Origin of the sequence: Desulfonatronum lacustre DSM 10312 (assembly GCF_000519265.1) — a bacterium.
Lineage (GTDB): Bacteria > Desulfobacterota > Desulfovibrionia > Desulfovibrionales > Desulfonatronaceae > Desulfonatronum > Desulfonatronum lacustre.
Genome location: NZ_KI912608.1, coordinates 146,561 through 166,871, shown reverse-complemented (window position 1 = coordinate 166,871; position 20,311 = coordinate 146,561). Strand labels below are relative to the sequence as shown.

The following is a 20,311-nucleotide window of genomic DNA, read 5'->3' as shown; positions in this document are numbered from 1 at the left end:
TTTCAAATAACTCGAAGTCAATCCGCGTGATGCTTTGCCGGTCAGCCTTCCTGACCGTGTTGATGGCCGCAGGACGGGCAAAAGTTCACCTCGTCTAAAGGAGGCAGAGGGCAGGAACATCCACCGCACAGACGAGGCATGTCGCTGAGCTCCACCAGCAACTCGCCCTCGCGGACCGGAACCATCTTGCGATCCTCGGTGTAGTTGGCGAATTTCAGGATGCGCTTCACCTGACCGTGAACCGGGGAAAGGATCGACTTCTCCTGTTTCATGACGGAAATGTTAAACAGTTCCTCGCCTTGATGGACCACATCCCCGGGCTTGACGTGCATCACCCAAAGGTCGCCGTTGCAGGGTGATCCGACATGGTAAGGGTTGCCTGGAACGGCCATCTCCAATCCTTCCAGGACCTTGCCCGAAGCCTCGGCGACCTTGACCTGGTGCGTGAGAAATTCCGAGTCCAGGGTATAACGGATCACGCTCACACCCTGGGCGTCCGGGCGGGAAATGTCCAAAATCATCATGGTACGGGGCTTGCCGTCGCTGTCCAGGAACTGCATCTCCTGTCCGGGTTCCAGCCCCTCGAACCAGACGTCCAAGGGAAGTTGGTTCGGGTCGCCGAAGCGCTGCCGGAATTCGATGGTCTTCAGGGCGTCGCCGGGGTGGTTCAGATAATTGACGAACTCTTCATGCGAGGGGTCGCGTTGGATGTGCGTGGATAGGGTTTGACGTTCCGTCTCCAGGTCCACGTCGGCGATGTTGTCCAACGGAGAGGCTTCCACGCGCTGAGCCAGGGCCTTGCGATAGTCCGGACCAAAGGCGCTCTCGTAGACCCAGTCCGCCGGAAAACCCAGGGGCAGCCGCCCGAACTTGCCCAGCAGTAGATTACGAAACGCGTCATTGCTGTGCACGTACAGCTCCAGGCGGGCCCGACGAATATCGTCAGACAGTTCAGCCTCCGGAATGGTGGTCACGGCTTCCAACACCTGGAGCATCCGCCGCACGGCCCGCTCGCCGCCCTGCTTGAACGCCCCGGTCACGGCCAGAAACGCCGTATTCCACGTAACCTGAGATCCGGGCGTGACGTCGTGGTACCGGACGATCTTGCGCGTCCCGGCCAGGAATTTGAGCATGTACGGCAGCAGGTGAATGTAGCCCTGCTTCATCGCCCCTTCCTGGGAAGAAGACGTCGCCCCGCCCGGCATGGCGTGCTCCACCACGTCGTGGTCGATACCCTGGAAATACGGCGCGGTGTAGCGGTCGTAGTAAGGCATGATCTGCTTGAGCACGAAGCCGCAGGTCCGGATCATCTCCTTGTTCAGGTTGGTCTTCAGTCCCAGTTCGTCTTCCAGGTAGGCAGCCGTGGACAGTACCTCGCCCTGGCCGTACCAGCGCACCGCCGCGCCGATGCCCACGTCCACGATATGCGCCCCGGCCTGGGCCGCCGCGCCCACCGCGGGAACGAAGAGGCCGTCGGTGTAGTGGCGGTGATAATGGATCACCAGCTCGGGATATTTGCCGCGAATCGCCCCCACCAACTCCCGCATGAACCGCGGCGGGCAGACCCCGGCCATGTCCTTCAAGCCCAGGGCAAAATGCCGGGTGGCCTTGGTCCGGTCCATGCCCGTGACCCCGGAAACCATGTCCAGGATTTCCTCCACCACGCCCAGATAATGCGGGACGTCGAACCCCTGGGCCCAAGACATCGAAATGGCCGGTTCGAAGATATGCTCACGGGAGTTCAACACCACTTCGGCGAAGGGACGCATGTTTTCGATGTGGTTCAGGAAGTCGAAACAGCGAATCACGTGGTAGTGCTCGCAGACCATTTCCCCGGTCAAGCGCATCACGTTTTTGGATTGCGGCTTATACCCCAAAACGTTGGTGGAGCGGATCAGGATCTGCTTCATGGTCTTGGGCGCGAACTGGTTCCACTCCATGGCCTCGGTGAAGGGGTAGGTCATGTTGGCCAGCATGGCCACGTGGTAGTGGGCCCCGCCGCCGTTTTCCAGGGAGAAGAAGCCGCAGTTGTCCAGGTACGGCCCGATCAGCCGGTCCTCGGCCAGCCGGAAACGATTGCCGCTGTTGGACTGGGTCAGGTCGCGGGTGGTGGTGTCCACGAAGTGGACCAGCCCGGAATCCCGGATGTAGTCCAGAAGAGCCAACCGGTCTCCGCGAGGATAGGCGGGCTTATGGGCCTCGAAGTCGATATGCGGCAGCACCGGCGAGAACCGGCCCACGCGCTTGTCATGTCGGCCCCGGTATTCGCCGAGTTGGACGTAGGGGTTGTGGCCGTGGGCGGAAATCTCGGCCACCAGGCGGGAAAGGCGCAGGGCCTGGGGCTCCTTGTCCACGTATTCCAGGAGTTCCGGGGTTTTGGCGATAAAATTGGTGTCGTAGTCGCCGGACCGGAATTCAGGGTGGAGCATGATCTGACGGTGAAACGGGATGGTCGTCTTCACCCCGCCGACGATGTATTCCCGCAGGGCCCGGCTCATGATACCCAGAATCTTTTCCCAGTCGCGGCCATAGGCGATGAGCAGCGAGGCCGCGGAATCGTACTGGGCCGGGAACTCATAGCCCACGGAAACGCAGGAATCCACGCGGATGCCCTGACTGCCCGGGGAGATATACCGGGTGAGTGTCCCGGAGTTGGGTGAAAAATTCTGCTGCGGGTCTTCGCAGTTGATGCGCACCTGCATGGCATGGTTGGACGGCAGGGTGGTCTTTTTGGAAAAGCGCAGCTTGGCCCCGAAGGCGATGGCGATCTGCTCCTCAACCAGGTCGATCCCGTAGCGGCACTCGGTGATGCCGTGCTCCACCTGCAAGCGGGTGTTCACCTCAATCAAATAGGGGGTCGCGTTCTCATCCAGGAGGAATTCCACGGTGGCCAGCGAGTAATAGCCCACGCTGGTGGACAGCTCGCAGGCGTATTTCTTCAACCGTTCCCGCAGTTCCGGGGTAAACTTCGGCCAAGGCGAGGGAGTTATTTCCACCAGCTTCTGATGGTTGCGTTGCACCGTGCAGTCCCGTTCGTCCAGGGCGTGGGAGTTTCCGTACTGGTCCGCCACGATCTGAATTTCAATATGCCGCACCGAGGTCAGCAGCTTCTCCACGTACAGCCGGGGGTTGCCGAAGGAGGCCTCGGCCAGGGCCGAGGCTTTGGCAAAGGCCCGTTCCAACTGCTCGGGCTTGAAGACCTCGTAGATGCCCCGCCCGCCGCCGCCACCCTCGGCTTTGAGCATCACCGGGAACCCCAAGGAATAAGCGATCTCTCTGGCCTCAGCCACGCTCACCGCACCGTCGGAGCCGGGAACCACCGGGACACCCAGCCTTTTGGCCAGCTTCCGGACCTCGACCTTATTGCCGAGCAAGTGCATGGCTTCCGGCGGAGGCCCGATGAAGGTGATCCCGGCGGCGGCGCATTTCTCCGGAAAGGATTGATCCTCGGAAGCGAAGCCCCAGCCGGGATGAATGGCGATCACGCCGCGGGCCTTGGCCTTGCGGATGATCAGATCGATGTCCAGATACGCCCGAGGATTCTCCCCCAGCAGCAACAATTCCTGGGCCCCGGCGGTGAACGGCGCGGTCTTGTCCACGTCCGTGGCCGTCATGATCGGTATGGCGTGAAAAACCTCCTGAATGGAGCGGACGATCCGCCGGGCCGGAATGCCCCGGTTCGCCACGAGAATCGGCTTTCCTTCAATTTCCCTGGCCACTTGCTCAAATGTCTTCGTTGCCATCAATCATCCCTTTCCTCGGTTGTGCGGTTTCATTATAGTCCTGGTGTCGCAACCTGCGGACCTGGTCGCGTGAGAAAAACCGGTTTCGCCGTTACCCTCTCCCGCCCCACTTTCCAGTTCAACTTTCCTAGCCCCCACATCCTTAATCTTACGCAAGGGGCCGAATCTCCCCGGAGGCGATTCGGCGCACCTGACCGTCCACGGAAAGCAGCAAGCCACCGTCAGCGGCCAATCCCAGCACCACCCCGCGGAGTTCGGCATGGCCCTCGTCGTGGTCCGCGACGACAACGGAGCGTCCTTTCCACAGCAGAACGTCCGAAAAGGCCTCGGCGAAATGCTCGGGCCGGAGTACGGGCAAGTTGTATCTGTACCAAGATTCGTACTGGGAAACAAGCCGATCCCAGCACGTTGCCGGACCGATTCGACCGCCCATGGACCCGGCCGGAAACGTCGCGCCATCCCGGAGCATGTTCGGAGGCGGAGCCGCGGCCAGGTTCAATCCCAGTCCGACCATCACGGCTTCTCCGCGCTGCTCGGCCAGAATCCCGCCGACCTTCCACCCGTTCCAGACCAGATCATTGGGCCACTTCAGCCGAACCTCCCAGCCAAGGCTTCCAAGAACCCGGGCCGTAAGCCAGGCCGGAACCAGGGACGTCAGACCGTCCCAGTCGCTCGGAACCAACGGCGTTCGCCAGACCACATGCAGATTGCCCGGCAGCGATTGCCACGGCCGCCGAACCTGCCCCCGCCCGGTCCACTGGGTCACGGCGATCACTGCGTCCCATTCCGCCAGCAAGCCCCAGTTGTTCAACCTCCAGGCCAGGTCAAAGGCCGATGAGCAGTCTCGACACAAAAAGACATTACCCGTCCCGTTTCGATCGGCGGTCCATCCCGTGATCCCCAGAACGCCGCCGTCAGGGTCATCAAGGGCCGCCCTCCCCTCGCGCCACGGCCCCCACTGCCGCATTGCCCGGTCCCAAAGCGGATGGACCGAAGCCATGCCCTCGGGTGTCGAGCCGTGGAACAGTTCGGGTATATTTTCTGAAAACAAAAAAATCGACGACTCCATGCTCATCCCCTGTCTTCGCCTTCACGGCAACAGAACTGCGAAAAATCCATTTCCGTCAAAACAGACCACCCCAAAAACCGAGCCAATCCACCAAAAACCAGGAAAAGCAGCTTTCCAAAATGTATTCGATGCCATCAAGCCTTATCGATGCTCAGTTTTACATTTCAAGCAACACTCAGTATTCGTGCCAGCAAGCCGGGTGTTCCGCGCCTCCGATGTTCCGCTCCAAGCACGATTCTCTCGTGCTTGGCGTCACGAGCGTCGTTCACCATCAAACCTCTGCGTCGTCACTGAAACACAGCCATGAAATCACATCTTTCGCTCACATTGATCCTGGCCGGCATTTTTCTGGCCCTGCTCGTCCTTTCCTTGCTTCACGGGACCACCCTCGCAGAGCTTCGATGGGCTCTGATTCCGGCGGCTCTGCTCAGCCTGGGGGCTGTCCTCGGCCTTGGCCATCGTCGAGACAAAAATGTCCAACGCGCCATCCATCTGCTGCGCCTCGCGACGGACACTTCCGGTCGCCCTGAACAGGCCGACCTACCCGGGTCCGCCCCGAACTCACCGGAAACAATTCATTTTCCAAACCTGGATGGCCTGGAGCGGGAACTGGCCGGGCTTGTGTCGGCCTATCAAGACGTGGTCCGGCGTAACCATCAGGAAACCGCAAAGCGCCACTCCCTTTCCGGGCAACTGCAATCCACAAGCACAGCCCTGTCCCAAACCTTGTCCGGGGCTGAACAGGCCCGCTGCGGGACCATTCGGTCCGCCGTGGACGTGCTTCGGGAATCGGTAGGCGGGATCACCCGGGAGGCCGAGAAACTGAAAGCAGCCGTGGACCAGGCGGACCAGGGCGCCCAGCGTCAACAGCGGCACACCATCGAAGCCGCCGCGGCCATGGAGCAGATGAACGCCTCCATTCTGGAAGCGGCCCGCCACGCGGGGGACGCCTCAACCAGTTCATCCCAGGCCCGAAGCAGGGCAGAGGCCGGAGCGCGAATCGTTCGGGAAACCCTGGACGCGGTCACGGCCGTGGCCGACAAGGGCGGCGAGTTGTCCGGCTCCATCGCCGAACTGGGGCGTCAGGCCGAAACCATCGATGGGATCATGGACGTCATCTCGGACATCGCGGACCAGACCAACCTATTGGCCCTGAACGCGGCCATCGAGGCGGCTCGGGCCGGGAACGCCGGGCGTGGTTTCGCCGTGGTGGCCGACGAGGTGCGCAAGCTGGCCGAAAAAACCATGAACGCCACCAAGGATGTGGGGCATGAAGTGCAGGCAATCCAAACCCGTGTCCGAAAAGCGGTTCAAGAGGTCCGCGAAACCATGGATCTGGTGGACAAGACCGTGGCTCTGTCCAACGAATCCGGAGCGTCTTTGGCCGAAATCGTCGATCTGTCCCAGGAATCGGCCCTTCAAGCCCAATCCATCGCAGAGGCCGTGCATCAGCAATCCAAGGCCAGCGAGGAGATTACCAGGACATTGACCGAGGTCAGCTCCATCTCCACCACCACCCAGGACGACATGAGCCGTTCCCTTTCTGAAATTGACAACCTCTCCCGCCGAGTTCGGGACCTGATCACCCTGACCAGGGTCTTCGAGTTGATCGGCAAAGGGGCCGTGCAAGAGCTGGTCGACTCCCTGGCCCGCTCCAAGGAGGTCCTCTCCCTGGACCGTAAGGCGATGGAAACAACGATGCGCGAAACCGTCCGCCGCAATAATTTTCTCGAACTGCTCTACATCACCGACGCCCAAGGCATCCAGCTCACGGCGAACATCCCCAGACCGAGCCTGGAATCCTCCTCGGACCGGAATGCCTTCGGCAAAGACTGGAGCGCCCGCCCCTGGTTCACCGAGGCCATGCGCACCCCCATCCCTTACATCTCCAATGTCTACACGTCCCAAGCCTCTGGAGAACCCTGCATCACCGTGTCCACGCCCTTCCGCGATGCCGAAGGTCGCATCCTCGGGGTCATCGCCGCGGACGTTCGGGTACAGTAACCTTCTTGCCTCCCTCACCGCTGCTTGCGCATGGCGAAGCGCTGCCAGTTCCAGAACTGGTAGACGTAGGCCACGCAGAGGGCCTGGACGGCCATGGACAGAAACATGGCCAGCCAGATTCCGGTGGCCTGGGCAAAGATCAGATGGCCCAGGACGAAGGCCAGGGGGATGCGCACCAGCCAGGCCGAGCCGCCCATGATCAGGGACTGGTAGATGGTCGCCCCGGCCCCGGTGAGCGCCCCTCCCAGGATCATGGAGATCAGCAGAAAGGGCATGGCCGCGAGGTTGTAGCGCAGGTAGTTCACCGCCTCGTCCCGGACCTCCGGGTCCGGGGCGACGAAGGCGGCGATGGGTTCCAGGAATTGCCAGAGGACCACGGTCAGCAGGCAGATCACCAGCAGGCCCTGGCCCAGGATGCGGTAGCCCATCCGCTTGGCTTCCTCGGGTTTTCTGGCCCCCAGGTAGTGTCCCACAAGGATTCCAGCCGTGAAATTGAAGGCGAAACCAGGCAGGAACATCAGCGATTCCACCCGCATTCCGGCGCTCATCCCGGCCAAGGCCACCACGCTGCCCGCGGGCAGGCTGGCGGTGATGGAAAACAAGGTGATGTAGGCGGAGTGCCAGACCAACTGCATCACCCCGGCGGGCCAGGCCACCCGGAACAAGTAGGGAAAGGCGCACCGAATCCATTTCCAGGGGGCGAAGCTTCTGCGCACCAGAAGCCTTCTGCGGCGCAGAACCCAGACATTGAACAGCCCGCCGGCCAGAACCGAGCCGAAGGTGCTCCAGGCCAGCCCCTTGTACCCCAGATCCGGAAAGCCGAACATGCCCAGCCCCAGGGCGAAATCTCCGAAGGTGTTCAGCCCGGCCACCAACATCATGCAGTACAGCGGATAAAGGACCAGTTGCTGAGCCCGCAGGATGGCGTTGCCGATGATGAACAGATAGTAGGCGGGCAGAATCAGCAGGTAAACGCTGAGCAGATAGGTCATGATCGGGAGCATGCTTTCCGGGGTCTGAAGAATCCGGATCAGGGACCCCTGAAAGGCGTAGCCGAAGACCAGGAAGGCCGCGCCGAAGACCGCGGCGGTTTGCAGGCTGAGGCCCACGTAGCGCTGGACCCGGTGGATCAGCCCCGCGCCGTAGGACTGGCTGATGGCGGCAACGGTCCCGTTGCTCACGGCAATGGCCACCACCAGAAAGATGAAAAAGGATTGGCTGACCATGCCCATGCTGGCCTGCACGTCCCGGCTGATCCGCCCGGCCACCCAGACGTCGACAAAGCCGATCAGGAAGTGAAACAGCATCATCACCACCTGAGGCCAGGCCAGCCGCCAGATGGCCTTGGTGGGCGAGGCGGCGGGATCAAAGTTGATCTTTTTCGGAGGAGGAGGCGGGACCGTTCCGCCCTTGGGATGGTTCAGCAAGGAAGCGGTTCCTTCTTCCGGTAGGCCAGCCCCTGAAACGAGGCCACCAGGTTGGCGGACTCATCGCGAACTTCCACCAGATAACTGGCCATCCTTCCGCCCTGGGTCAGCTCCCTGGCCTCGGCGGTCAGGACGCCCGAGGAAACGGGCCGGTGATAATGAATGCTCACCTGCACCCCCAGGGCCACGTTGCCGTGGGAGTTGCAGGCCGCGGCAAAGGCCAGATCCGCCAGGGTAAACAGGGTTCCGCCATGGGCCATGCCCAGACTGTTGGTATGCTCCTCGGCCAGGGTCATCCGGGCCGTGGCCGTCCCCGGCCCGATGTCCACGATCTCGATCCCCAAAAACCGGGCCAGCCGATCATTGGCATTGAGATACCCTTTGACCTTCTCCACAATCCCCCCAGGGCAAATTTGTTCTTGATCCTCAGGAACTCTTCGCATCGAAATCGTGATCGAAATCGTGATCGAAATCGCTATCGAAATCGGAAGGTTGCCAGAAATCGATTTCGATCACGATTTCGATGCGTGCCAGCCCGTCCCTCTTCTTCCTTCCGCTCTTCCCCTACACCATCTTCAGCACCATGAACCCACCGACCAGCAAAACCGTGAACAGCACGGCCAAAAGATTAAAATACTTGTCGATGAACGTGGTGATCTGTGCGCCAAAGCGCCAGATCAGCCAGGCCACAAGAAAGAACCGGGCTGAGCGGCCCACCAGGGAGGCCAGAATGAACGGAACCAGGGAGATGTCGAAAGCTCCGCCGGCGATGGTGAACACCTTGTAGGGCAAAGGCGTGAACCCGGCGGTGAAAATGATCCAGAAATTCCAGGTCTCGAACAGCCCCTGAACCATGGCGAACTTCTCCACTGTGAACCCCGGAACAGTATTGAAGAAGAACTGAGCCAGAGCGGTGAATTCTCCGCTGAGGGTCCACCAGGAATAGTGGCCGATGGCATATCCCAGCATCGCCCCGCTGACCGAAGCGACGGAACAGACCGCGGCGAACCGGAACGCCTTGGCCCGGGCTCCGAGAATCAGGGCGATCAGCAACGGGTCCGGCGGAATTGGAAAGAACGAGGATTCGAAAAACGCCAACACGAAAAGAGCCGCTGCCCCATACGGAGTCGCGGCCCAACTCAACACCCAGTCATACAATCGACGCACAATATTCACGACGGCCCTTCCCCTCTTGCCCATGCCCGACCGGCATGGCGCGTATATTTGGTTGCATGTGGAACCCAAGTACTACAAAGCCAAAAACGCTTGCCCGTCAAGCGAAATACGACATGTAAAAGCCATCAGTCGGATTGACGAGCAGCCATTGATGCAATAGCATCATGATACGTTGGCACCACCAAAGCAGGAGTTTTTTATGCGGACAACTTTGGATATTGAAGAAGATGTTTTAAGCGTGGCCAAAGAGCTTGCACGGGTCCAAAAGGTTTCCGTCGGTCGAGTTCTCTCAGGACTGGCCCGACAAGCCCTCTCGAATTCACTGGATCATAACCGACCAGAAGCCCCTTCTTCCTCTTCCCTTTATGGTTTTCGCCCCTTCCCTCCACGAGGTCATGTCGTGGGGAATGATCAAGTCAATGCCTTGCGGGATCAAGAGGGTGTCTGATGCGGGCTCTCCTGGACGTCAACGTACTGATCGCCGTATTGGATGCCGGCCATATCCACCACATCCCGGTTTCTGAGTGGCTCAAAAAGGAAATCCATTCCGGATGGGCATCCTGTCCCATCACTCAGAACGGCTGTATACGCATCATGTCCCAGCCCGCATACCCTGGGAATTTGCCTGCACAAGCAGTAGCTCAACGGCTTGCCGAGGCCGCACGACATCCATCACACAGGTTTTGGACCGCGGATATCAGTCTGTTGGATGAGAATATCCTTGAATGGCCCAAAATTCTTGGACATCGACAAGTTACGGACGCCTACCTGCTGGCATTGGCTGTCCACCAGAATGGACGCTTCGTAACACTTGACAGGCGAATATCCTATCGATTCGTCACAGGCGCGACCTCCGCACACCTGCACTGCATCACGACCGAGTGAATCACCGCGACAGCAAGTTTTACAACAACGGACTGAACACCTTGGCGATGGATTCCAGGAGGCGGCGGGGGAGGGGACGGCGGTTCCAGGCTTGGGGGTCGACTTTTTCGGATCGGGACCGGTATTGGCTTTGCAGTTGACGGACCGTGTACAGAAATTCCTGATCAAAAAGAAAAAGGACCACTTCCAGGTTCAGGTAAAACGAGCGGATGTCGAAATTGGCCGAACCGATCATGGCCATGGCGTCGTCCACGCGCAGCAGTTTGGCATGCAGCATCCCGTCGTCGAACAAAAAAATGTTCGCGCCGTGCTCCAACAAGACGCCGCAATAATGGTAACTGGCCAGGTCCACCATGGGATGGTCGCTGCGTCGGGGCAGGATCAGGTCCACCACCACTCCGCGCCCCACGGCCAGACGGAGCGCGGTAAGCATGCCCTCGTTGGGGATGAAGTACGGGGACGTGATGACCACTTTGCGCTGGGCCGAATGGATAGCCTGGATCAGCAAATCCTGGAATCCCTCGGTGGGCAGATCCGGGCCGGTGGGCACGATTTGCAGCGCCACTTCCCCTTCTTCCAGGACCGGCGGATAAAGTGACGCGCAGTCCAGGGCGTCGCCGGTCTCCTGGTACCAATCCTCCACGAACACGGACTGCAATTGGCGCGTGCTGGGACCGACGATCCGGACCATCACGTCGTGCCAGGCTCCGGCCTTGCGATGGCCGAAAACCGGCTCCACGATATTCTGGGACCCGGTATACGCGACGCTGCCGTCGATCACCGCCAGCTTGCGATGGTTGCGGATGTCCAGCCGGGCCAGGCGCATCCGGAGCGGATTCGCGGTCAAGCCCTCCACCACCTGGACCCCGTTTTCCTGGAGCTTCGTTCCCAAGCCGCTGAACATCCCCCTGGACCCGACCATATCCGCCAACAAACGACAGCGGACACCGCGCTTGGCCGCTCGGATCAGCGCATCTCCGACCTTTCGGCCCATGGCATCGTCGCGAAAAATGTAAAACAGCAGGTGAACATGCTCCCGGGCCTGATCGATATCCGCGACCAAACGCCGGACCACATCGTCGATGTCCGCCAGCAGGTCTACCCGGTTTTCTCCCAGAAGCGGCAGCCCGCCGTGACGCTCGGCCAGTTGGACCAAAATCTCATGATCCCGCCGGACCCGAACGTCGTCAACTTCAGGAAGGACGGCATGATGGCGGTGGATGGCATCAAAAGATTTGTGCCGCTTCATGCGCTCGCGGACCCGCAAAAAGCCCAGGCTCTGCTCGCCCAACAACACGTAGGCGATCAATCCAAGCCAGGGCATCACGAAGATCACCGCCAGCCAGGCCAGGCACGTCGCGGGGTTGCGCTGACGCATGGCCACAACCGGAATCATGGTCAAACGCACGACCCAGCCGCTGATATCCAATGTGAGGGACAACCAAAACAACATCGCAAACCACCTCAGACCGTTTCATGGCCAGCACTCGGCATGTATCTCAACTCCGCATCAATGTCAGCAAATCTCCAAAATTCGGATCCCGACTAAAAAAATTGCTTGCGCGAAGCCATCAGGCAAGATATTCACGCGCAAAAATACAAAACGCCGTATCGACGGACAATAAAGGGTAAAGTTTTTTTCATTACCGCCGATAACGGATAACGTGAACCGGTGTGTCCGGGGCAGCAACTTTAGGTCGCCAATCGCAAGTGAGGAGAAGGGCTATGAAAAACATTCGTCTTGGTGTGAAGCTCATCGGTGGGTTTGCCGTCGTAGCGTTGATCGTCTTCATCGTGGGGGCGTTCGGGTGGTGGGAAGCCCGCAACCTGACCGGGCACATCGAAGAGGTCGGAGCTGTTCGCCTGCCGAGCATTCAGGCCCTGCAGAACATTGAAAAGGAATACGAATCCCTGCGCGTGGCCCAGCGCACCCTGCTCATCCCGGGCCTGAGCCAGGAGGATACGCAACGCCAATTCGACAACCTGACCCGCCAACGCGCGGCCATCGCCAAACTGCGCGAGGAATTCGAGGCGATGCCGGCCACGGCCGACGGAGCCGCCCTGTGGCGGCAGACGATTACGGCCCTGGACGCCTGGCGGGCTGTAAACGACCAGTTCATTGAGATGGGCCGCGAACTGCAACGTACCGGCATCAACGATCCCGCAGTCCTGCGTGCGAACCTGCAGCAGTTTCGCGGAGACCATCACGCATTGGTCGGTCAGGTTTATGCCTTGATCACCCGCGACCAGACTTTTGAGGGCGGCGAGGATCCCACAGGCTGCAACTTCGGACGCTGGCTCTCCACCTTCCGCACTGAGAACCCGCGCTTGCAGGAAATCCTTCGCCGGATGCCTGCCTCGCACAACCCGTTTCACACTTCCATCGCCAACATCAAGCGACTGGTGAACACCGGCGACACCGCAGCGGCAAACCAAATTTTGGCACGTGAAACCATCCCGATGGCCAACGAAACCTTTGCCCGGTTCGAAGAACTGCTGGCCGTGGCCCAGGAAGCTGAGGCCATGTTCAACAATATGACCCAAACCGCCATGGTTGAAGTCCGCGAGCGCCAGGTCGAAGCAATCAGATTGCTCGACCAAAATCTTGAGTTGAACCAGCGTTATACGGATACAGCCGTTGCCGAAGCCGAAGCCGACGCCGCGATGGCCCAGACCGTGGCCATCGCCGGGGTCGTCATCGGCGTGATCCTGGCCATGGCTCTGGGTATCATCCTGACCAGGGCCGTCACCGGCCCGGTCAGCCAGGGCGTGCGCTTCTCCGAGGACCTGTCCGAGGGCGACCTGGATGCCCGCCTGGACGTGGACCAGAAGGACGAAATCGGCGTGCTGGGCAAGGCCATGCAGGATATGCAGACCAAGCTCCGGGAAATCGTGGGCGGGGTCAAGTCGGCCTCGGAGAACGTGGCTTCGGGCAGCGAGCAACTTTCCGCTTCAGCGGAACAAATGTCCCAGGGCGCCACGGAACAAGCGGCCTCGGTGGAAGAAGTCTCTTCCAGCATGGAAGAGATGACCGCGAACATCAAGCAGAACGCGGACAACGCGGCGCAGACCGAGAAGATCGCCTTGCAGGCGGCCAAGGACGCCCAGGAAGGCGGGCAGGCCGTGTCTCAGACCGTGACGGCCATGAAGCAAATCGCGGAGAAAATTTCCATCATTGAGGAAATCGCCCGACAGACCAATTTGCTGGCCCTGAACGCGGCCATCGAAGCGGCCCGGGCCGGAGACGCGGGCAAGGGCTTCGCGGTAGTGGCCGCCGAAGTGCGCAAGCTGGCCGAACGCAGCGGCTCCGCTGCCACGGAGATCAGCGAACTGTCCAGGTCCAGCGTGCAGGTGGCTGAGCAGGCCGGGGAAATGCTGGTCAAGATCGTCCCGGACATCCAGCGCACCGCGGAACTAATCCAAGAGATCAACGCGGCCAGCCGGGAACAGAGCATCGGCGTGGAACAGATCAACAAGGCCATTCAACAACTGGACCAGGTCATCCAACAGAACGCATCGGCGGCCGAGGAGATGGCCTCCACCGCCGAGGAACTCTCCAGCCAGGCCGAGGAACTCCAAGCCACCATGGCCTTCTTTAAAATGAACAGCGAGTCCGGCTCCATGCGACGCGTCCCCCACCCCCGTAAGCCCGCGGGCAATCTGCTCGGCGGCGGAGCCAGAGCCGCCGCGCCCATTCCGGCGGGCAAGCAGGCGCCCAAAGGCCAGGGTTTCGCCCTGGACATGGGCAAGGATGACGACGAGTTTGAAAAGTTTTAGATCGTGGTTCGGGGTTCACGGTTCAACGGTTCATGGTTGCCTCATGCAAGCCGCTGAACCGGTGAATTGCTGAACCCCGTTCCCATCTCTTCGGAGGAACCCAGCATGACCGAAAAACAGAGCGCCACGCTGAACCAATATCTGACCTTCACCCTGGACAAGGAACTCTACGCCATGGACATTGCCAAGGTCCGGGAGGTGTTGGAGTATACGGACATCACCCGGGTGCCGCGCACGCCGGTTTTTTTGCGGGGGGTGATTAATGTTCGGGGACGGGCCGTGCCCGTGGTGGACATGCGGCTGAAGTTCGGGATGACCAAGACCGAACAGACCGTGAATACCTGCATCATCATCGTGGAAGTGGACGTGGATGGTGAATCGACCATCCTGGGAGCCCTGGCCGACTCGGTCCAGGAGGTGTTCAACCTGGAGCCGGATCAGATCGAACCGGCCCCGCGCCTGGGCACGCGGATCAAGACCGAATTCATCGAGGGCATGGGCAAGAACGGAGAACAATTCATCATCATTTTGAACATCGACAAAATTTTCTCCGCCGATGAACTGGCCATCGTCAAGGACATGGAAGAAGCTGCCTGACGAGCATCCGCTATAAAAGCATAAAAACAGGCGGAATTCCCAAACGACATCTGGGAATCCCGGCTGTTTTGTTTTGGTGAACGGGCCCTTCAGCATGCAGGGCGGGCACAGTAGGGGCAGGGCGCGCCGTGCCCCTACACCTATCGGCGGATAATCCGAGAATCCACGGCGCGAACCGAAGCCGTGCCGGTCAGGACCATGCACTGGGTCAGTTCCTGGCGGATTTTTTCCAGGTATTGCGCCGCCCCTTCCTTGCCGCCGCCGAGCACGGCCACGGAAAAGGGCCGCCCGATCATCACCGCATCCGCCCCCAGGGCCAGCATCCGCAGGACATCCGCGCCGGAGCGTACTCCGCCGTCGGCCAGTACGGCGATCTGGCCGCGAACGGCGTCGGCCACTTCGCGCAGCACCCTGGCCGTGCCCGGCGTTCCGTCCAGGACCCGTCCGCCATGGTTGGAGACCACGATTCCGGCGGCCCCGGCATCCACGCACAGCTTGGCCTCGTCCGGCGTCATCACCCCCTTGACCACGAACCTGGCCTTGGTCCGCCGGATCACCGCCGCCAGTTCGGACACCGGCTTGGGGGCCACGGGTCGGCCCATCTTGCGCAGCGTGACCAACCCGGCGGCGTCCACGTCCACCCCCACCACCTCGGCCCCGGCGTCCAGGGCCTTGTCCAGCTTGGTGAACAATTCCTGGTCCTCCCAGGGCTTGATGAACGGGATGCCTTTCCCGTCCAGGGCCTTGACCGCGGCAAAACCGCTTTCATGGATGAAGTCCGGCACGCCGTCGCCTGTGCAACCCACGGTCCCGGCCTCCACGCAGGCCGTCAGCTTGGCCAGGATATACGCATCCTCCGGCACCCCGCCGCCCATATTGAAGGAGACCCCGCCGATGGGCGCGGCCAGGACGGGCAGAGACAAATCAAAGCCCAGCAGCGAAACGGACAAATCCGGCGTGACCACGTCGTGCAGACAACGCATGTTGAAATGAATTTCCGCCAGGGCCCGGATATTGTCCTGAAAGGACGATCCCGTACCCAGGCCGCCCATGCCCGGCACCTCGCCCGCGCACACCCGGCCGTCGCACACCGGACAGACCCGGCAGTATCCCTTCATCAGCGCACGCGCTTTCGCGTGTATTTCCTTCATGACGTCCTCCTTGCAATTATGAGTTTGATTTGGTTTTACGAATCCGTTTCGTAACTACTCAGCACAAAATAATTCTGTTGCCGGGGTCGGAATCGGAATCGGGATCGGGATCGAAAAAGCTGGGATGCGTTCTCAACTCTTCCTGTTTCGATACCGATACCGATTCCGACCCCGATTGCCGGAGCAAAAACGGACACAAAATGTGCTGAGTAGATACTCCGTTTCATGACATAGCAACAATCGTCTCTTCAGGGCAACACCCTTGGAACCAGCCGGTTTTCCTGTTAGTGTGATCAATACGGCATCCGCCCTCAATCTGATCCTCACCACTGATCCCGGACGGGATGGATCTCGCGGATGCCTCTCTCGACTTGTTTCTCATCAGGAGGCTTCATGACGTGGTTTCCCACGGACCGGATCGACTGTCCGCACTTCCTGCGCGACCTGCTGACGTCCTCGCCCCAGGCCCTATTCGTCTGCGAACCCGACGGCGTCATCCTCGTCGCCAATCCCGGGACGGAGACCATGTTCGGCCACGGGGCGCAAAGCATGACCGGCAAGCGGCTGAGCATGCTCTTCACTCCCGAGGATCAGGACATTCTGTATCCGAACCTGTTGCACCTGGTCGAGGAAAAAGGGGCCGTGGACGAACAGGCCATGCTGCTTCGCCGCAGCGGAACCCGATTCATGGCCATGCTCCATTTGCGTGGATACGAGCATCCACGGGGCCGTCTGCTTCTGGCCCATATCCTGGACATTGACCACGAAAAGCAAATGGAAAAGCTCCTTCAGGAGATCGGCTACCAAGATCTGCTCCGGGTGGCCAACGGAGTGGGCCATGAAATCCGCAACCCCTTGCTGATCATCGGCGGCTATCTGCGCAAGATGTATACCTCCTGCAAGACCACGGACGAAGACGACACCTCCTACCACTGCATCCTGGACAACCTGAAGAAGATCGAAAACATCGTTCGCAAGATCGATTTCTTCACCAACCCGCCCAAACCGGCCTTCTTTTCCGCGCCGGCGGAACTGGTGGTGGAGATGGGCGTCTCGATCTTTTCCGAAAAATTGGAGGCCTCCGGGGTGCGCTGCCTGATCGAAGTGGAACCCGCTAACCTGCTCATGGACCAGAACCTGATCTCCAGAACCCTGTCCATCCTCATGGAAAACGCCGCGGACGCGCTCCATGACGGAGGAGAAATCCGGGTTACGGGAGCAACCCGTGAACCGTGGTACGTGTTCAGCGTTCAGGACACCGGCCCCGGCATTCCGGAAGCGGATATCGCCTCGATCTTCCAACCTTTTTTCAGCACCAAAACCCACAGCGCCGGCATCGACTTGGCCATTCTCAAGCGCATCGTGGACAGCCATCAAGGCAAGGTTGAAGTTTTCTCGAACGTTGATAAAGGTACGCGCTTCGACCTGTTCCTCCCCCTTGAACGCCGACGCCTGATCCGCCGCGAGAACCTCGCGGAGCGTGCATCACCCAGCGAACTGGATTGATTGCCGTCGACGAAATTGTCCGGCGGGGTCAAACATCCACGTCAAAAGGCCGCCCAGAGGCGGCCTTTTTTATGTTTGGAGCACCGTTTTTTCGGGCTACGTTTTCTCTTTCGAAACGACCAGGGGCCAGATTTCGTCCACGTGCTCCACGTACCGGACCTTGATCTTGCGCAGCAGGTCGGCGGGGACTTCCTGCAGGTCTTTCTTGTTCTGAGCCGGAATCAGCACGACTTTCAGACCGTGGGCCACGGCGGCGAGGATCTTTTCCTTGATCCCGCCCACGGGCATCACCCGCCCGCGCAGGGTGATCTCTCCGGTCATGGCCAGATCGTTCCTGGCCGGTGTGTTGGTCAGGGCCGAGAACAGGGCCGTGACCAGGGTGACGCCGGCGGACGGGCCGTCCTTGGGCGTAGCCCCGGCCGGGACATGGATATGGATGTCGTTCTTTTCAGCGAAATCCGGCTCCAATCCCAGGGTTCCGGCCCGGTTGCGGGCAATGCTCAGGGCGGCCTGGGCGCTTTCCTTCATCACGTCGCCCAGCTGTCCGGTCAGAATCAGTTTGCCCTTTCCGGGCATGGTGGAAACCTCCACGTGCAGCACCTCGCCGCCCACCGGGGTCCAGGCTAAGCCCAGGGCCACGCCGGGATAGAGTTCCTTGTCCTTTTCATTCTCCAGAAACCGGGCGACTCCCAAGAGCTTGTTCAGCATCCTGGCCGTGACCGTGAACGATCCGGATTCGCCCTCGGCCACCTTGCGGGCCAGCTTGCGGCAGACCGAGCCCAGCTCCCGCTCCAGGTTCCGCAATCCGGCCTCCCGGGTGTATTCGCGGATCATCTTGCTGAGGATCTGGTCGGAGATGACCACGTCTTCGGGTTTGAGGCCGTTTTCCTTGATCTGCCTGGGAAGCAGGTAGCGCCTGGCGATCTTGATCTTCTCGGCCTCGGTGTATCCGGGGATGCGGATCACCTCCATCCGGTCCAGCAGGGCCGAGGGGATGGTGTCCAGGACGTTGGCCGTGCAGATGAACATGACCTTGGACAAATCGAACGGTACGTTCAGGTAGTGGTCGCTGAAGGTGGAGTTCTGCTCCGGGTCCAGGACTTCCAGCAAGGCCGATGACGGGTCGCCGCGAAAGTCCGTGCCCACTTTGTCCACCTCGTCCAGCATGATCACCGGATTGCGGGTCCCGGCCTGCTTGATGCTCTGGATGATCCGTCCGGGCATGGAGCCGATGTAGGTCCGGCGGTGGCCGCGGATTTCGGCCTCGTCCCGAATGCCGCCCAGGGACATCCGCACGAACTTACGGCCCAGGGAACTGGCGATGGATCGCCCCAGGGAGGTCTTGCCCACGCCGGGAGGGCCGACAAAGCACAAAATCGGCCCCTTCATGTCCGGGTTGAGCTTGCGTACGCTCAGGTATTCCAAAATGCGGTCCTTGACCTTGTCCAGGCCGTAGTGGTCGTCGTCCAGGACGGTCTTGGCCTTTTGAATGATCAACTGGTCCTTGGACAGCTTTTTCCAGGGCAATTCCACGAGCCAGTCCAGATACGTCCGGATCACCGTGGCTTCCGAGGACTCCGGATGCATGGACTCCAGCCGCTTGAGCTGCTTGTCCGCCTCCTTGCGCACCTCCTTGGGCAATCCGGCCTTTTTCAGGGCCGTGCGCAGTTCCTCAATATCCTCTTCCCCTTCCGCGGAGTCGCCCAACTCCTTGCGAATGGCCTTGAGCTGCTCGCGCAGGAAAAATTCCCGCTGGGCTTTGTCCATGCCCTCCTTGGCCATGCTCTGGATCTTGGCCTGCATCTCCGCGACCTCGGCCTCCTTGATCAACTGCTTGTTGACCAGGGCCAGGCGTTGAACCGGGTCCTCGCAGGCCAGGATTTCCTGGGCGTCTTCGATCTTCATTCGCAGATTGGAGGCAATCAGGTCCGCCAGTCGGCCCGGTTCCTCCACGCTGTTCAACACGGCCAACACGTCCGGAGAGGCGATGCCGCGCAGGGAGAGAATCTTCTCGCTCTGCTCCCTGGCCGTGCGGACCATGGCCTCCAGTTGCGGCGATGGCTCGCGGACCTCACCCTCCTCAATGGGCTCGATCTCCACCATGTGGAACGGATCGTTCTGCACGTAACCGGTGATCCGGGCCCGGGTCACGCCCTGAACCAGCACCTTCAAGCGACCGTCGGGCATCTTGAGCATGCGCATGATCGTGGCCAGGGTGCCCACGGAGTGAACTTCCTCCGGCCCGGGGTCGTCGGTCTTCTCCTCTTTCTGGGTGGAAATCAAAATATGCCGGTTGCTGTTCAGGGCCGCGTCCACTGCGTTGATGGATCGCTCCCGGCCCACAAACAGCGGCAGGATCATGTAATTAAAAACGACCACGTCCCGCACCGGCAATAGCGGAACGTGCTTGGGCATCTCCTGCCCCACACTGCCTCCGTCTCGATCCTCGGATTCGGAAACGGGCTCCACTTCGGACCCGTGCTTCACATGCGCTTCCTGCTCTTCGGAATCGCCGACGACGTCCAATTGGTGTTTTTCGTTTTTCGTACTCATATTCGCAACATACTCCTTATGAAAATCGTATCGTTACATCAATCCAGCGTAGCGTCACGGCCATAGCCACGGCCATCACCACGTCAATCTTCAAGTCAATCTTCGGACCGCCGTGCTCGTTACACCGTCGGGGCGATATGAAAGCCCTCCGGGGTTAGCTCTTCCTCCGTGACGGCCGAGACCGCGACGTCGTCCACCCGGCTGAAGGAAGGTCCTTGCCAGAGCAGTTTCTCCAGCTCCCGCAACGCCGCTTCATCGCCCCGGGCCAGAACCTCCACCCGTCCGTCCCGGAGATTGCGCACCCAGCCGCTGAGTTCCAAACGCTGGGCTTGGCTCCGGGTCCAGCCTCGAAAATACACCCCCTGGACCCGTCCACGTACATGGGCATGCAAGATGTTCACCGGTTCGTCCTCGCCGAGCGGC

Annotated in this window: 16 protein-coding genes; 7 read left to right on the top strand and 9 right to left on the bottom strand. The window is 60.4% G+C overall.

The features are described from left to right. Positions 1-41: 41 nt before the first annotated feature. Together DESLA_RS0100815 and DESLA_RS0100810 are read right to left on the bottom strand one after the other, a co-directional pair. Positions 42-3,743: a pyruvate carboxylase gene (locus DESLA_RS0100815; protein ID WP_028571007.1), complete on the bottom strand. Its 3,702-nt coding sequence runs from the start codon at positions 3,741-3,743 to the stop codon at positions 42-44. A gap of 148 nt (positions 3,744-3,891) precedes the next feature. Continuing rightward, the gene (locus DESLA_RS0100810) at positions 3,892-4,743 is read right to left on the bottom strand and encodes a biotin--[acetyl-CoA-carboxylase] ligase (RefSeq protein WP_169732575.1); all 852 of its coding nucleotides are present in this window, start codon (positions 4,741-4,743) and stop codon (positions 3,892-3,894) included. On the opposite strand from DESLA_RS0100810, the gene DESLA_RS23075 reads away from it, so the two are divergent. Together DESLA_RS23075 and DESLA_RS17885 are read left to right on the top strand one after the other, a co-directional pair. Then, entirely contained in the window at positions 4,742-5,119 is a 378-nt protein-coding gene (locus DESLA_RS23075) for a hypothetical protein (RefSeq protein ID WP_169732574.1), read from the top strand. The genes DESLA_RS0100810 and DESLA_RS23075 overlap by 2 nt on opposite strands. Continuing rightward, a complete protein-coding gene (locus DESLA_RS17885; RefSeq protein WP_051434253.1) occupies positions 5,116-6,816 on the top strand; it encodes a methyl-accepting chemotaxis protein in 1,701 nt (566 codons plus the stop codon). The genes DESLA_RS23075 and DESLA_RS17885 overlap by 4 nt, the downstream gene beginning before the upstream one ends. A 14-nt stretch (positions 6,817-6,830) precedes the next feature. Here DESLA_RS17885 and DESLA_RS0100800 read toward each other — a convergent pair whose 3' ends face one another. From DESLA_RS0100800 to DESLA_RS0100790, 3 genes are all read right to left on the bottom strand, one after another. Further along, a complete protein-coding gene (locus tag DESLA_RS0100800) occupies positions 6,831-8,243 on the bottom strand; it encodes an MATE family efflux transporter (RefSeq protein WP_245589979.1) in 1,413 nt (470 codons plus the stop codon). Next, entirely contained in the window at positions 8,237-8,638 is a 402-nt protein-coding gene (locus tag DESLA_RS0100795; RefSeq protein ID WP_035261155.1) for a PaaI family thioesterase, read from the bottom strand. Before DESLA_RS0100795 ends, DESLA_RS0100800 begins: the two co-directional genes overlap by 7 nt. 169 nt (positions 8,639-8,807) lie before the next feature. Beyond that, the gene (locus tag DESLA_RS0100790; RefSeq protein WP_028571003.1) at positions 8,808-9,419 is read right to left on the bottom strand and encodes a YqaA family protein; all 612 of its coding nucleotides are present in this window, start codon (positions 9,417-9,419) and stop codon (positions 8,808-8,810) included. 199 nt (positions 9,420-9,618) lie between these two features. Between DESLA_RS0100790 and DESLA_RS22090 the strand changes: the two genes are divergently transcribed. Both DESLA_RS22090 and DESLA_RS0100785 read left to right on the top strand, forming a co-directional pair. Further along, entirely contained in the window at positions 9,619-9,867 is a 249-nt protein-coding gene (locus DESLA_RS22090; protein WP_084031784.1) for a hypothetical protein, read from the top strand. Further along, positions 9,867-10,304, top strand: coding sequence for a TA system VapC family ribonuclease toxin (locus DESLA_RS0100785; RefSeq protein WP_028571002.1), 438 nt, complete (start codon positions 9,867-9,869; stop codon positions 10,302-10,304). The genes DESLA_RS22090 and DESLA_RS0100785 overlap by 1 nt, the downstream gene beginning before the upstream one ends. Positions 10,305-10,323: 19 nt before the next feature. Here DESLA_RS0100785 and cls read toward each other — a convergent pair whose 3' ends face one another. After that, positions 10,324-11,757, bottom strand: coding sequence for a cardiolipin synthase (gene cls, locus DESLA_RS0100780; protein WP_028571001.1), 1,434 nt, complete (start codon positions 11,755-11,757; stop codon positions 10,324-10,326). Between the two features lie 272 nt (positions 11,758-12,029). Between cls and DESLA_RS0100775 the strand changes: the two genes are divergently transcribed. Together DESLA_RS0100775 and DESLA_RS0100770 are read left to right on the top strand one after the other, a co-directional pair. After that, the gene (locus DESLA_RS0100775) at positions 12,030-14,081 is read left to right on the top strand and encodes a methyl-accepting chemotaxis protein (RefSeq protein ID WP_028571000.1); all 2,052 of its coding nucleotides are present in this window, start codon (positions 12,030-12,032) and stop codon (positions 14,079-14,081) included. Positions 14,082-14,186: 105 nt separating this feature from the next. Then, positions 14,187-14,678: a chemotaxis protein CheW gene (locus DESLA_RS0100770; protein ID WP_028570999.1), complete on the top strand. Its 492-nt coding sequence runs from the start codon at positions 14,187-14,189 to the stop codon at positions 14,676-14,678. 140 nt (positions 14,679-14,818) lie between these two features. Here the strand turns inward: DESLA_RS0100770 and DESLA_RS0100765 are convergent, their stop codons facing one another. Next, entirely contained in the window at positions 14,819-15,829 is a 1,011-nt protein-coding gene (locus DESLA_RS0100765) for an alpha-hydroxy-acid oxidizing protein (RefSeq protein ID WP_028570998.1), read from the bottom strand. Between the two features lie 393 nt (positions 15,830-16,222). Between DESLA_RS0100765 and DESLA_RS0100760 the strand changes: the two genes are divergently transcribed. Next, positions 16,223-17,335, top strand: coding sequence for a two-component system sensor histidine kinase NtrB (locus DESLA_RS0100760; protein ID WP_028570997.1), 1,113 nt, complete (start codon positions 16,223-16,225; stop codon positions 17,333-17,335). Positions 17,336-17,431: 96 nt separating this feature from the next. On the opposite strand, the gene lon is transcribed toward DESLA_RS0100760, so the two are convergent. After that, the gene (gene lon / locus DESLA_RS0100755) at positions 17,432-19,888 is read right to left on the bottom strand and encodes an endopeptidase La (protein ID WP_028570996.1); all 2,457 of its coding nucleotides are present in this window, start codon (positions 19,886-19,888) and stop codon (positions 17,432-17,434) included. A 119-nt stretch (positions 19,889-20,007) separates the two neighbouring features. Then, positions 20,008-20,289, bottom strand: coding sequence for an acylphosphatase (locus DESLA_RS0100745; RefSeq protein WP_028570995.1), 282 nt, complete (start codon positions 20,287-20,289; stop codon positions 20,008-20,010). Positions 20,290-20,311 lie beyond the last annotated feature (22 nt).